The sequence below is a fragment of the Chryseobacterium elymi genome (assembly GCF_003385495.1).
Classification (GTDB): domain Bacteria; phylum Bacteroidota; class Bacteroidia; order Flavobacteriales; family Weeksellaceae; genus Chryseobacterium; species Chryseobacterium elymi.
In genome coordinates this window covers 21,662-34,949 of record NZ_QNUH01000016.1, presented here as the reverse complement: position 1 = coordinate 34,949, position 13,288 = coordinate 21,662, and the positions used below count along the sequence as shown (strand labels likewise).

The window sequence follows — 13,288 nt, the reverse complement described above, 5'->3', positions numbered from 1 at the left end:
CAAACTAATAAACATCGATAAATTCAGTATTTTAATCAGCAAAAGAAAAAATCCTGCAAATATGCAGGATCAGATTTTTATTCTTCGCAGGCTCTCCAGATGGCATCATTCTGCGGAACGGGAGCTGTAATTTCTATCTTTTCTTTGGTAACAGGATGAATAAATTCCAGTTTTCTTGCATGAAGATTAATTCCCCCATCCGGATTGGAGCGTGGTGCTCCATATTTCAGGTCCCCTTTTATAGGAACTCCGGTTTTTGACAGCTGAGCCCGGATCTGGTGATGCCTTCCGGTTTCCAGATCAATCTCAAGAAGCATGTAATTATCTAAAGTCTTGACCATATGATAAGTTAAAATTGCTTCTTTTGCCCCTTCAGTTACTTTTGGAAAAACAATGGCTTTATTATTCTTTTCATTCTTTTTTAAGTAATGAACAAGCCTCTGGCTCGGAGGGATCATTTCTTTGCCCACAACAGCCCAATATGTTTTTTTCACTTCCCTGTTTTTCACCATTTGGGTAAGGCGGGAAAGTGCTTTGGAAGTTTTAGCATAGATAACCAGACCCGAAGTCGGGCGGTCTATACGGTGAACCAAACCGAGAAAAACATTTCCCGGCTTAGCATCTCTTTTTTTGATAAAATTCTTAAGGGACTCCAGCAAAGATTCATCGCCGGTTTTATCGCCCTGAACAAGCTGTCCTACTTTTTTGTTAACCACCAGAAGATGGTTATCTTCATATACAATCTGCTCTTCCATACATTACGAACGCCTTGGTCTGTTAGTCAAAGAAATAACAATTCCTCCAAGAAGACCTATTGTTTTAAGCATTGAAAGTTTAGAATCTGCCGGTAAAAATGCCCCGATTACACAAAGTGCCGCCGCCGCATACATACCATACATGAAGTTTTTATTGGGAAGCGTAGGTGCCTGAACGAAGAAACTTGCTCCTATCAATACATAAAAGACTTTTCTGGAGAGAAGTTCGTTGATTTCCGGGGAGAATAAATTGAACCAGCCTACCGCCATACATATGATTGCTGCGATGGATAAGATTCCCTGAAGTGATTGTTGTTGATTCATCAATTAGTAGCTTTCATTTTCATTAGGGAATTCAACATTTTTCACATCTTTTACATATTGGGCAACCGCACCTGTAATTTCTGTATAGAGATCAAGATATCTTCTTAAAAACTTCGGACTGAAACCTTTGTTCATTCCCACCATATCGTGGTAGACAAGAACCTGTCCGTCACAGTCAGCTCCTGCTCCAATACCAATCGTCGGAATAGAAATACTTTCTGATACTTTTTTAGCTAAATCAGCAGGAATTTTTTCTAACACGATAGAAAAACACCCTAATTCTTCCAAAAGCTGTGCGTCACTGATCAGCTTTTCTGCTTCTGCTTCTTCTTTAGCTCTTACTTTATAGGTTCCGAATTTATAGATAGACTGCGGCGTCAATCCCAAATGCCCCATTACAGGAATTCCGGCATTGATAATTTTCTTTATAGATTTTGAAATTTCTTTTCCTCCTTCAATTTTTACGGCATGGGCCCCACCTTCCTTCATCATTCTTACTGCTGACTCCAATGCTTTCTCAGGATTACTCTGGTAGGTCCCGAACGGAAGATCTGCTACCACAAGAGCTCTGTCGACTCCACGAACAACACTTTGAGCATGATAAATCATCTGATCCAGAGTAATTGGCAAAGTCGTTTCAAAACCAGCCATCACATTAGCAGCAGAATCTCCTATCAAAATAGCATCAACACCTCCGGCATCTACCATTTTTGCAGTGGTAAAGTCGTAAGCAGTAAGCATTGTTATTTTTTCCTTGTCGAATTTCATTTTCCGCAAGGTTTCAGTCGTAACCTTTTTAATTTCAGAGTGAACAGACATAATGTATCTATTTTTAAAAGTTAAAAAGTCGGCTTTCGCCGACTTAAGTTTTTGTATGATTGTTATAAAACTACGTGACCTAGTTTCATCAGTTTGTCGTGGTTCAAAATTTTGATGTTTCTTCCGTCTACTTCTATGAGACTGTCCTGTTTGAATTCAGAGATCAAACGGATGGCACTTTCTGTAGCAGTACCGATGATGTTGGCAATTTCTTCTCTGGTGAGCGAAATTTTGATAAATCCTTCAGGATCTACTCCTAATTTCTGTTCCAGAAGAATCAGGATTTCTGCCAGTCTCTCTCTTACTGTCTTTTGTGCAAGGAAGGTAATGGTATTGGATGATTCTCCCAGTTCATAAGAGATTTTCTGAAGCATAGCAAAAGAAAGCTGTGGATCTACTTCCAGGAGATACATGAAAACATCTGCCGGAAGAAATATGCATTCAATATCCGTCATAGCCTCAGCCTTTGCCTGGAAATTTTCCCCGCAAAGCAATGAACGATAGCCGATAATATCCCCCTCTTTGATAAATCTTAAGATCTGGTCTTTTCCAAAAGCTCCGGACTTGGAAAGCTTGGCCGCTCCTTTTTCTAAAACGTACACTCCTTTTGGTATTTCCCCGTCCTCGAAAATGGTATCGTGCTTCTGAAAACTTAATTTTTTCTTGCTGTTAATATATTTTTCAAAATCAGTGCTAGAAAGTCTTTCCTTAAATGATTTATCATTAAAAACTCTGGCGAACCTCTCTTCAATTGCAATCTGTTGTTCCTGCGACATTTTATATGACATTTATCACAAAAATAGAACTTTTTAACGCGATAAACAAAAAAAATTGTTATAATTTTGTAGTTCAATATATTATGGTGGTGAGCGAGAACTGTTTTCATTGTGGTCAAGGTATAGAAAAGGAGCGAATTTTATTTGATGAAAAGACTTTCTGCTGCAATGGCTGCAAGTCTGTCTACGAAATTCTGAATCTCAATGATTTAACCAATTTCTATGAGCTTAACAAAAGAGCCGGAATCCGTCCCGATGAGAGCTCTTCTCAATTTGAATATCTTGATACTCCGGAAATTTTTGAAAAAATCACTGATTTCTCGGAAGGAAAAACAAGTCTTGTTACTTTTAAAATTCCTGTAATACACTGTTCTTCATGCATATGGCTTCTGGAAAGCCTACATACCCTGAATGAGCACATCAATTACTCTCAGGTAAATTTCACCAGAAAGACCTTACAGATTTCATTCAATCATAACGAGCTAAAATTAAGCGAACTAGCTAATTTCTTAACCAATCTTGGTTATAAACCCGTTATCAGCCTTGAAACCGCTGATAAAAACGTAGATCATCTTGACAAATCTCTTCTTATAAAATTTGCAATTGCCGGTTTTGCATTTGGAAACGGAATGTTCCTAGCTTTCCCTGAATATGTAGGTGGTGAGGATTACTGGATGGAGCATTACAAAGGACTCTTCAGAACACTGATGTTCCTTTTAGCATGTCCTGTTGTATTTTATTCTGCTTCAGATTATTACAAATCTGCCTGGTATGGGTTGAAAAATAAGATCGTCAACATCGATGTTCCGATTGTCCTGGGGATTTTTGTGCTTTTCGGACGAAGTATTTACGAAGTGGTTACAGATTATGGCCCTGGGTATTTTGACACCTTGTGTGGATTGCTTTTCTTTATGCTAATGGGGAAAATTTTCCAGAAAAGAACGTATAGTGCCTTATCCTACGACAGAGATTATAAATCATTCTACCCTATCGCAGTTACCAAAGTAGATTTTGAAGGAAAGCAGGACAACATTCTTCTTTCTGAAATTAAAGTAGGAGACAGGATTTTGGTTAGAAACCAGGAAATCATTCCCGTTGACGCTATCCTGATTAACGGTGAAGGAAATATAGACAACAGTTTTATCACCGGAGAAAGTGAAAGCATCAGCAAACAGCCGGGTGATAAAATCTTTGCGGGAGGTAAGCAAATCGGTTCTTCACTGGAACTTGAGGTGATTAAAGATGTTGATCAAAGTTACCTGACCCAACTCTGGAATAAGGAAGCATTCAAGAAGCACGAAACAGGCCTTGACACACTGACCAATAACGTCAGTAAATATTTTACATTCATCATTTTAGGTATTGCATTAATCTCAGGAATTTACTGGGCATTTATTGATCTTAAAATTATGTTCCAGGTTATCTCAGCCATTCTTATTATTGCCTGTCCTTGTGCATTGGCACTATCTGCACCATTTACTTTTGGCCATATTATGAGAATTTTGGGCCGTAATAAATTTTACGTAAAAGATACTCTAACCATTGAAAAAATTGCCAAACTTGACACTCTTGTTTTTGACAAAACAGGAACCATCACTCACAGAAAAAAATCAAATGTCAGATATGAAGGCTCTGAAATTAATGAATTTGACCGTCTGAATATCAAAACCTTATTAAAGAATTCTAACCATCCGCTTTCTAAATCTCTGTATGAATTTATTGAGGACAATGACGACTATTTCCCTGTTGAGAATTTCCGTGAGATTTCCGGAAAAGGATATGAAGCCAGTGTAAGGGGAAATGGTTATAAAATTGGTTCCGCCCGTTATAATAATCAAGAGCCTAAAAACCTTGAAACAGCCGTATACATTAGCAAAAACGGTGATTTTTTGGGTAAATTCATCTTTAAGAATGAGTACCGCCCGAAATTAAAGGAACTATTCACAAAGCTTACCAGCTATAAAATATTTATTCTGAGCGGTGATAACTCTTCCGAGGAAAACCAGCTTAAAGAACTTATCCCTACATACCAAGGAATGGCTTTCAACCAAAGCCCGGAAGACAAGCTTAATTACATCAAAAATCTTCAGGATCAGAACATGAAAGTGGCTATGCTGGGAGACGGACTGAATGATGCCGGAGCACTGAAGCAAAGTAATGTAGGAATCGCCATTGCAGATGACACGAACAGCTTTACACCTTCTTCTGATGTGATCATGAATGGTGATAAAGTAGTGGCATTAGATAATTACCTGAATGTCTGCAAAGGATCGATTACTATTGTAAAAATGACATTCATAATCAGTTTTCTATACAATATCGTTGGTTTAAGTTACGCAGTTACAGGCCAGATGCATCCGCTCTTCGCAGCAATCATCATGCCAATCAGTTCTATCACTGTGGTTGCATTCACCACTCTTTCCACCTGGATTTTGGGCCGGAAACATTTCAAAAAACAGGTGTAGAAGCCCTTATTTAGACTGATTTTAAATTAGCTGAAATCCGCATTTCGTGATGAATGTCATTATTTTTCACTAAATTTGAACCCCGAAAATAGGTTAATTTTGTTGTCCAATGGATATTCTATATTTAATGATCCTCTGCAGTGTTTCTTTAGCTGCGATTTTCTTGGTCGTATTTATAGTGTATGCCCGAAAAGGACAGTTTGAAGATGACGAATCTCCTGCTGTCAGGATCCTTTTTGATAATGGAGAAATCAAGGAAAAGGACGAAAAAGGCAACAAAGATAAAGACGAGAAAAAAATAGGAGAAAATAATAAAATTGAAGAAAAAAGTGAATAGTTGATATGGAAACACAAAAGTTTAGTTATGACAACAGTATTGTCCGTGCGTTCCTTTATGCGACCTTAGTTTTCGGTCTTATAGGATTTACGTTCGGGCTTACGGCGGCATTAATGCTTTTCTACCCGGAATTGCCGGAATTTTTATTCGGTACAGATGATACAACCATCAAAAGTCTTACATCAGGCAATATCCAAGGGTTAATAAACACTCAAGGTGCATTTGGTTTTGGTAGAATCAGAATGCTTCATACCAATACCGTGATCTTTGCATTTGTATGTAATATCGTTTATACCGGTATTTATTACTCATTACAGAGATTATTAAAAACAAGAATGTACAGTGATACATTATCTTGGCTACATTTCTGGACTTGGCAGTTTATGATCGTTGCTACGTTCATTACGTTCTTTATGGGGATCAATACTTCAAAAGAATATGCTGAACACGAATGGCCGATCGACATATTGATTGCATTCTCATGGATTATTTTCGGGATCAACATGTTCCTGACGATTGCAAAAAGAAGAGTAAGACACCTTTATGTAGCTATATGGTTCTATATCGGTACGTGGATTGCTGTGGCAATGCTTCACATCTTCAACAACCTTGAAGTTCCATTATCTTTCACTGGCTGGAAATCATATTCAGCATATGCAGGGGTAAAAGATGCAATTGTACAGTGGTGGTACGGTCACAATGCCGTTGCATTCGTACTGACGACTCCGGTTCTTGGTTTGATGTATTACTTCCTTCCGAAGGCAGCAGACAGACCGGTTTTCTCTTATAAACTGTCTATTATTCACTTCTGGTCATTAATTTTCGTATATATCTGGGCTGGTCCTCACCACCTTCAGTATACAGCTCTTCCCGCATGGGCTCAAGCTGTGGGAACAGGTTTCTCTATCATGCTTATTGCACCGTCTTGGGGAGGGATGCTAAATGGTCTTCTTACGCTGAGAGGAGCTTGGGATAAAGTAAGGGAAAACCCTATCCTTAAGTTCTTCGTTGTAGCTGTTACATGCTATGGTATGGCAACATTCGAAGGTCCGCTTTTGGCAACTAAAAACATCAACAAAATTGGTCACTTTACAGACTGGGTTATCGGTCACGTACACTTAGGAGCTCTTGGATGGAATGGTTTCATGGCATTCGGGGTTATCTACTATTTGGTACCTATTATGTGGAGAACAAAACTTTGGTCTGTAAAATTAGCTAACTGGCACTTCTGGTTAGGGACATTAGGAATTATTTTCTATGCAGTACCCATGTATATTTCAGGATTCACACAAGGTTTGATGTGGAAACAATTCAACCCGGACGGTACTTTGATGTACAAAAACTGGCTGGATACGGTAACTGCGATCATTCCTTACTTTAAAATGAGATTCTTAGGAGGTATATTCTATATTTCCGGATCCATCCTAATGATCGTTAACGTAATCGCTACAGTAAGAAAAGGTTCATTCCAGAAAGAAGTTCCTGCTGAAGCACCTGCATTGGCTAACATTGGAAACAAACGTAAAGAAGGTGAAGGGACTCACTTATGGCTTGAAAGAATGCCGTTATTATTAGGTATTTTATCTTTCATCACTATTTCCATAGGTAGTTCAATTGAAATTATCCCTACACTATCTCTTAAGAAAAGTGTACCTACAATTTCAGCTGTAAAACCATATTCACCGCTTGAGCTGGAAGGTAGAGATATTTATATCCGTGAAGGATGTAATGCCTGTCACTCTCAGATGATCAGACCATTCAGGGATGAGATTACAAGATTCAACGGTAAAAACGGACAGTATTCCAAAGCGGGAGAATTTGTATACGACAGACCATTCCTTTGGGGTTCTAAGAGAACAGGACCGGATTTACATAGAGAAGGAGGTAAAAACCCAAGTTCTTGGCACTACAAACACATGTATAATCCAAGATCTACATCAGCAGGGTCTATCATGCCTCGTTACCCTTGGCTAATTGCTAACAACCTGGACAGATCTAAGATGGTAGACAAAATGAAGCTGATGAAGAATACATTTGAAGTTCCTTATACGAAAGCTGAAATAGATTCTGCAAACAAATGGGCAGACAACCAGGCAACAAAGATCGTACAGGACATCTTCTCTGAAGCTAATGACCTTAAGTTAGCTTATGCTAAGAGACCTCAGGGAGAATTGGAGAAAAAAGAGATCGTAGCTCTTATTTCTTATCTTCAGAGATTAGGTACAGATATCAAGACTACAGAAATAAAAACAGCAAGTACTAACTAAACATTAAAAGGTTCACATGATTCCTCAGAACTTTAAAGATATATTATCCAATACAGAAAACGCTGGTCTCTACCAGACGCTGGCTCTGATTTTCTTTATGCTGTTCTTCATAGCTCTGGTAATCTATGTTTTTAGCAGGCCTAAAAAATATTACAAAGAGGAAGAAGAAGCTCCACTTGGGGATGACGAGGATGACGATTTTAATTTAAAAAATTAAACTATTTATTATGAAACAAAGAACACCTGTTGTTGTAAACATTTTAATAATAACTGGACTTTTAATAGTTTTTTATTATTTGTTTGTACAGAGCTACTCGTTCCTAGCTTCACCTTACTTCTGGGGAACTGTTGTGATCAGTGCTATTTTAGCATACATCCACAGTGCTATTGGAGATTTGATTGAAAATAATAAATTCAAAAAACTATCTCCGGAAGAAAGAGCAGCTTATCTGGCAGAAAAGAAAGTTCCTTTCTTAAGAAGAATGTACGACAGTGCATTCAAAAAACAGTCTGCTACAGAAGAAAAGGACATCCTTATCGACCATGGTTTTGATGGGATTATGGAATTGGATAACCAGCTTCCAAAATGGTGGGTAGGTTTATTCTATTTCGGGACTGCTTTTTGTATTGTATATATCGCGGCTTATTCCTTCACAGATTTCGCACACCCGTTGAGTGAATATGAGCAGGAATATAAAGAGCAGATGGCCAGCATTGCAAAATATGAAGCTGAACAGCCCCCTGTAACTATAGAAACAGCAAAATACTCTGCTGACAATATCGCAGAAGGAAAAGAACTATTCAAAACCAACTGTGCCTCTTGTCACAAAGAAGACGGAAGTGGTGGTATTGGTCCAAACCTTACGGACAATTACTGGATCAATCAGCCGGAGAAAACTCTATTTAAAAACGTTTTCCACATGGACTGGAATGGTTCTCCTACTAACCCTTCAATGAGAGCATTCGGTAAGAACGGAGAAGTTTCAGGTGCAGAGATCGAAAAGATTGCAGCGTATGTCTATCATATCAATCAGGAACAACCACCAGTGACGCAGGCTCAGGGAGGAGCAGCTCCTCAGGGAACCGAAGCGCATTGGGAAAAAGAATAATTTTAAAAAAATTAGAAACATATGAAAAAAACATAATTTGTTATTAGATTAAAATAGTAACGAATTATGTTTTTTCTTTTTTAAAACATATTACAAATGTCAGACATAGAAGAAATAGAAGTACGAGGTGGACAGGGCCAGGTTCTGGATCCTGAAACTTACAGAGATTCTATCGGGACAATGGAGCAATCCGGTAAGAGAAAATGGGTATTTCCGAGAAAACCAAAAGGGAAATATACCAATTATAGAAACATTGTAAGTTATGCTTTATTAATTATTTATTTTACAGTACCATTCCTCAAAATCAATGGCAACCCATTCTTTTTGTTTAATGTTATCGATAGGGAGTTTTTCATTTTCGGACAGCCTTTCTATCCACAGGACTTTTTTATCCTTACTTTAGGTGCTATCGCATCCTTAATATTTATCATCATTTTTACGATTGCATTCGGAAGAATTTTCTGCGGGTGGATATGTCCTCAGACAATTTTTATGGAATCTATCTTCCGTAAAATTGAATATCTTATTGAAGGTGACCGAAACAGGCAGATGAAGCTGGACAGACAGGAGTGGAACAGCGAGAAGATATGGAAAAGAAGTTTGAAATGGACAGTCTATGCTGTTATTTCCTTAATTATCACCCACTTTATGCTGATGTATATTGTAGGGTATGAGGAAATATTAAGAATTATATCTGAAGGCCCTTTTGCTCATCCTACCAATTTTATCGTCATGATATTGTTTACTTCTGCATTCTACTTTGTATTTGCATGGTTCAGAGAGCAGGTTTGTACACTGGTTTGCCCATACGGCAGACTTCAGGGGGTTTTAATTGATAAGGATACTATTAATGTTTTCTACGACTTTAAAAGAGGGGAAAACAGATCGAAATGGAGAAAAGGCGAAGACCGTAAGGCTGCGGGAAAAGGAGACTGTATCGACTGCCATCAGTGTGTGGTTGTTTGTCCTACAGGAATTGACATCAGGGACGGGCAGCAGCTGGAATGTGTAAACTGCACCGCATGTATTGACGCGTGTGATGAAGTAATGGAAAAGGTAGGTCTTCCAAAAGGACTGGTCCGATATGCATCGGAAAATGAAATTGAAAACCAGACTGAATTCAAATTTACAGGAAGGATGAAAGGGTTTGCGGTGGTTCTTGTTTTATTGGTTGGATTCCTTGGATTCCTTCTCTACAGCAGAGGAGAAATGGAGGCTAAATTCATTAAGCCGGCTGGAAGTACATTCTTTGTAAGAGACGGCAAGATTACCAATACTTACAATTATACATTCCTTAATAAAACCAATGACAAGAAAATTGTAACGATAAAAGTTCTTGAGCCTGCTCACGGTGAGATCACCTACAGTGCATCCAGCAAAATTCAGGTAGAGAGGGATAAAATTTCGAAAGGAACTATCAATATCAGTTTCCCGGAAGATGATATGAAGCTTTCAAAACAAAATATAACCATCGGCGTATATGATATGAAAGGTAATCTTGTAGATTCTTACCAGACGTATTTTGAGGGACCATTCAAACTTCAATTTTAATTAAAAAACCTCTATAAAAATCATGAGGTTCAAAACAGATAAAAAAACCGGAAGAAATGAAAAACTTTAGTTGGGGACACGGTGTAGTCATTGCATTATTTGCATTTATTGCTTTTATATTATCCATGCTGTTTCTTTTCCCGAACGGGCAGAAGAATTCTGAAATGGTAACCGATAATTATTACGAGGAGGAACTTAAGTACCAGGATGTAATTGATGCTAAGAAAAGAGCAGACGATTTACAGGAAAAGCCTGTTTACAGCCAGGAAAAGAACGGGATTAAGATTACTTTTCCAAAAGAAAATAATAATACCAATACTACGGTAAAATTTGTTTTAAACAGAACCGATGACCAGAATTTGGACATAAAAAAATCTGTACAGCTTGATGCCGCTCAATCTATATTTATACCGGGACAGGTATTAAAAGCAGGAAATTATACTCTAAGACTGATGTGGACGAAAGACAAAGCAGACTATAGAATGGATTATGATGTGATATGGAAATAGGACTCATTTTATCGGCAATTGCATTAGGATTTGCTTCCGGCTTTCACTGTATCGGAATGTGCGGACCTATTGCCTTATCGATGGGATTGACTAAGAAACAGGCTACCAATTTCTATCTTCAGAATTTAACCTATCAGTTTGGCAGGATCTTCACTTACTCTTTATTGGGGGCCGTTCTGGGAATTGTAGGAGAAGGTTTTGAAATGGCGGGCTTCCAGCAGTACCTTACGGTCATTGCGGGGATTCTTCTGATTATTATGGCTTTGTTTTCGTTTGGTGGAAAAGATTTTGCCTCCAAGATTCCTTTTCTTTCTAAATTTCTCTTTTCAGTAAAGTCGAATTTAGGAAGACTGCTGCAGAAAGCAGATTATCGCTCAAGGTTCACAACAGGGCTTCTTAACGGCTTTCTTCCGTGCGGAATGGTTTACATGGCTCTTACAGCAAGCCTTGCCGCCGGAGGAATATGGCAGGGAGCTTCATATATGGCTTTATTCGGACTTGGAACACTTCCATTCATGTTTGCGGTAGTTTTAGCCGGGAATCTCATGAATCAGGCTTTCAGAATTAAAATTTTGAAAGCAGTTCCTGTCATCATGATTATTTTAGGCGGATTATTCATTCTGAGGGGCCTTGAACTGGGAATTCCCTATATCTCACCAAGAGCTGAAGCCATGACGATTTCTAAAGATCACAACGGCAACTGCCATATCGAAGGACACGATCATAGTTCGGCTAACTGTCATTAATAAACTAATTTATTCCATGAAAAAAATATTTCTTTTACTCATTGCAGCTGCTTTTGTTCTGCAATCGTGTATTATCAACTCCGAAATTGTTTATCACAAAGATGCCTCCTCCACTTCTGTTACAGATATCGACATGAGAGAATTCATTTCAGAAATGAAGGCCATGACTCCTGACTCTCTGCAACAGAAGAAAGAATTTGGAGAAATGGATAAGCTTCCAACGGTCTGGACAAGCCTTCTTGATATTCAAAAGCAGGATGGAAAGCAGGAAACTAAAGATCCGGATTCTATCAGGCTCATGAAAAAGATCTTTATGAAGTCCAATAAAGAAAATAATGAGCCGGCTGGTCTTTCTTTAAAGCTGGAACACTTCACGCAGACAGATTATCAGATGCTCAGCAATTATAACAAAAAGGAAAAGCTTCCTTTGGATCAGAATATCTTCAATAATTGGGACGGAAAAACTCTGACCATCAATACAGAAAATTTCAATCTTAAAAATATTGAAGAGACTCTCAGAAGTAAAACTTCAAAAGATGAAGTTCAAAAGGTTGAAGGAATGATCACCATGTTCTTTAAGAGCATAGGAACAACCCTGAAGTTTGAAAACAAAATAAAATCCATCACAGGGAAACATGACTGGTTGAAGCAGATCGATAATCACACCATTAAAATAGATTACAATCTCAAAACCATGTACGATAAAGAAGCTAAATTTAAAAATTCCGATAAAAAAATTGTGATTGTTACAGAATAAAAAACAGGCTGAAAATTTCAGTCCGTTTTTTGGTTGGTATCTGTTTTGTAATACATTAGAAAACAGTAAAATTTTTAACAATGGCTAAACATATTAAGTTATTATGGGCAGTGATTCTTTTTATGCTATTACAGTCCTGCTCTATCAATACAGAAACTACTTATTATAAAGATGCCGCAACCAGTATGCAGTCTAATATCCTGATGGATAAAAGCGTAATGGGCATGATGAGCATGATAGGCACAGATTCAAAGAAACTGAATGATCTTGATAAGCTGCCTACCGACTGGACAAGTCTTTATAATGTCCAGAAGCACGGAAAAGTAACGCTTAATGAAGATTCGGCCAAAGTGCTGAAAAAAGTTTATATGAAAGTGGATAAAGATAAAAACGAGATCGTTGGTCTTTCTCTCAAATATGATAAGCTTATGCCCGCGGAAATCACCCAGTTTTTGGCTAGCGACAAACGCCTGAAAAAGATCCCTTTACAGGACATTGCAGTCTGGGATGGTAAATCTTTGATTATTAATACTGATAAATTCAATTCTGATGGTATTCTTAAAATGCTGGAGGAAAAAGAATCAGGAGAAAAAACAGTTCCTAAAACGAAAAGCGATTCTATTGAAGCATATGGAAAACAAATGGCTTCAGGAATGGCTGGAATGCTCAGAATGTTTAATCTTACATTCACCAATACCCTGAAGTTTCAGAAACCGATCAAAAACATTGAAGGAAAACATGACTTCGTAAAGCAGGTTGATAACAAAACAGTCGAGATTATCGTAAGATCCAATGATCTTGTGGACGGTAAAAATCTTGCCAATAAAGATAAAAAAGTGGTTATTACTACAGAATAATTCAATTTTTAACAAT

The 13,288-nt window shown here is 37.9% G+C and carries 14 protein-coding genes; 10 read left to right on the top strand and 4 right to left on the bottom strand.

Annotated features, from left to right (window positions below; translation table 11 throughout):
* Positions 1–77 precede the first annotated feature (77 nt).
* From DRF60_RS16150 to DRF60_RS16135, 4 genes are all read right to left on the bottom strand, one after another.
* Entirely contained in the window at positions 78–755 is a 678-nt protein-coding gene (locus tag DRF60_RS16150) for an RluA family pseudouridine synthase (protein WP_116013030.1), read from the bottom strand.
* A 3-nt stretch (positions 756–758) separates the two neighbouring features.
* Complete coding sequence (locus DRF60_RS16145; RefSeq protein ID WP_116013029.1) at positions 759–1,079, bottom strand: hypothetical protein; 321 nt, start codon at positions 1,077–1,079, stop codon at positions 759–761.
* Positions 1,080–1,082: 3 nt separating this feature from the next.
* Positions 1,083–1,898, bottom strand: a complete 816-nt coding sequence (gene panB, locus DRF60_RS16140; RefSeq protein WP_116013028.1) for a 3-methyl-2-oxobutanoate hydroxymethyltransferase — start codon at positions 1,896–1,898, stop codon at positions 1,083–1,085.
* 62 nt (positions 1,899–1,960) lie between these two features.
* Positions 1,961–2,674: a Crp/Fnr family transcriptional regulator gene (locus DRF60_RS16135; protein ID WP_116013130.1), complete on the bottom strand. Its 714-nt coding sequence runs from the start codon at positions 2,672–2,674 to the stop codon at positions 1,961–1,963.
* Positions 2,675–2,763: 89 nt separating this feature from the next.
* Here DRF60_RS16135 and DRF60_RS16130 point away from each other — a divergent pair, with 89 nt between their 5' ends.
* The 10 genes from DRF60_RS16130 to DRF60_RS16085 all read left to right on the top strand — a co-directional run bounded on the left by DRF60_RS16130 (position 2,764) and on the right by DRF60_RS16085 (position 13,272).
* A complete protein-coding gene (locus DRF60_RS16130; protein WP_116013127.1) occupies positions 2,764–5,139 on the top strand; it encodes a heavy metal translocating P-type ATPase in 2,376 nt (791 codons plus the stop codon).
* A 109-nt stretch (positions 5,140–5,248) separates the two neighbouring features.
* On the top strand, positions 5,249–5,476 hold the full coding sequence (gene ccoS / locus DRF60_RS16125; RefSeq protein WP_116013027.1) for a cbb3-type cytochrome oxidase assembly protein CcoS: 228 nt from the start codon (positions 5,249–5,251) through the stop codon (positions 5,474–5,476).
* A gap of 5 nt (positions 5,477–5,481) precedes the next feature.
* Positions 5,482–7,743, top strand: coding sequence for a cytochrome-c oxidase, cbb3-type subunit I (ccoN, locus tag DRF60_RS16120; protein WP_116013026.1), 2,262 nt, complete (start codon positions 5,482–5,484; stop codon positions 7,741–7,743).
* Positions 7,744–7,759: 16 nt separating this feature from the next.
* Positions 7,760–7,960, top strand: a complete 201-nt coding sequence (locus DRF60_RS16115; RefSeq protein WP_111958529.1) for a cbb3-type cytochrome oxidase subunit 3 — start codon at positions 7,760–7,762, stop codon at positions 7,958–7,960.
* A 10-nt stretch (positions 7,961–7,970) separates the two neighbouring features.
* Complete coding sequence (locus DRF60_RS16110) at positions 7,971–8,852, top strand: cbb3-type cytochrome c oxidase N-terminal domain-containing protein (protein ID WP_116013025.1); 882 nt, start codon at positions 7,971–7,973, stop codon at positions 8,850–8,852.
* Positions 8,853–8,948: 96 nt separating this feature from the next.
* Positions 8,949–10,403 carry a cytochrome c oxidase accessory protein CcoG gene (gene ccoG, locus DRF60_RS16105; protein WP_116013024.1) on the top strand — a complete coding sequence of 485 codons (1,455 nt, stop codon included), beginning with the start codon at positions 8,949–8,951 and terminating at the stop codon, positions 10,401–10,403.
* Positions 10,404–10,459: 56 nt separating this feature from the next.
* Positions 10,460–10,912, top strand: coding sequence for a FixH family protein (locus tag DRF60_RS16100; protein ID WP_116013023.1), 453 nt, complete (start codon positions 10,460–10,462; stop codon positions 10,910–10,912).
* Positions 10,903–11,658 (top strand): sulfite exporter TauE/SafE family protein, encoded by a 756-nt coding sequence (locus tag DRF60_RS16095; protein WP_116013022.1) that lies wholly within the window; start codon positions 10,903–10,905, stop codon positions 11,656–11,658. The genes DRF60_RS16100 and DRF60_RS16095 overlap by 10 nt, the downstream gene beginning before the upstream one ends.
* Before the next feature lie 16 nt (positions 11,659–11,674).
* Positions 11,675–12,415 carry a hypothetical protein gene (locus tag DRF60_RS16090; RefSeq protein WP_116013021.1) on the top strand — a complete coding sequence of 247 codons (741 nt, stop codon included), beginning with the start codon at positions 11,675–11,677 and terminating at the stop codon, positions 12,413–12,415.
* Positions 12,416–12,495: 80 nt separating this feature from the next.
* Complete coding sequence (locus DRF60_RS16085; RefSeq protein ID WP_116013020.1) at positions 12,496–13,272, top strand: hypothetical protein; 777 nt, start codon at positions 12,496–12,498, stop codon at positions 13,270–13,272.
* Positions 13,273–13,288: the final 16 nt, after the last annotated feature.

What these genes read in the sequence shown, in the direction of transcription:
- ccoG (WP_116013024.1), top strand. Translation starts at nt 8,949, where the DNA reads ATGTCAGACATAGAAGAAATAGAAGTACGAGGTGGACAGGGCCAGGTT.
- DRF60_RS16110 (WP_116013025.1), top strand. Translation starts at nt 7,971, where the DNA reads ATGAAACAAAGAACACCTGTTGTTGTAAACATTTTAATAATAACTGGA.
- ccoN (WP_116013026.1), top strand. Translation starts at nt 5,482, where the DNA reads ATGGAAACACAAAAGTTTAGTTATGACAACAGTATTGTCCGTGCGTTC.
- DRF60_RS16090 (WP_116013021.1), top strand. Translation starts at nt 11,675, where the DNA reads ATGAAAAAAATATTTCTTTTACTCATTGCAGCTGCTTTTGTTCTGCAA.
- DRF60_RS16100 (WP_116013023.1), top strand. Translation starts at nt 10,460, where the DNA reads ATGAAAAACTTTAGTTGGGGACACGGTGTAGTCATTGCATTATTTGCA.
- DRF60_RS16085 (WP_116013020.1), top strand. Translation starts at nt 12,496, where the DNA reads ATGGCTAAACATATTAAGTTATTATGGGCAGTGATTCTTTTTATGCTA.
- panB (WP_116013028.1), bottom strand. Translation starts at nt 1,898, where the DNA reads ATGTCTGTTCACTCTGAAATTAAAAAGGTTACGACTGAAACCTTGCGG.
- ccoS (WP_116013027.1), top strand. Translation starts at nt 5,249, where the DNA reads ATGGATATTCTATATTTAATGATCCTCTGCAGTGTTTCTTTAGCTGCG.
- DRF60_RS16115 (WP_111958529.1), top strand. Translation starts at nt 7,760, where the DNA reads ATGATTCCTCAGAACTTTAAAGATATATTATCCAATACAGAAAACGCT.
- DRF60_RS16150 (WP_116013030.1), bottom strand. Translation starts at nt 755, where the DNA reads ATGGAAGAGCAGATTGTATATGAAGATAACCATCTTCTGGTGGTTAAC.
- DRF60_RS16135 (WP_116013130.1), bottom strand. Translation starts at nt 2,674, where the DNA reads ATGTCGCAGGAACAACAGATTGCAATTGAAGAGAGGTTCGCCAGAGTT.
- DRF60_RS16095 (WP_116013022.1), top strand. Translation starts at nt 10,903, where the DNA reads ATGGAAATAGGACTCATTTTATCGGCAATTGCATTAGGATTTGCTTCC.
- DRF60_RS16145 (WP_116013029.1), bottom strand. Translation starts at nt 1,079, where the DNA reads ATGAATCAACAACAATCACTTCAGGGAATCTTATCCATCGCAGCAATC.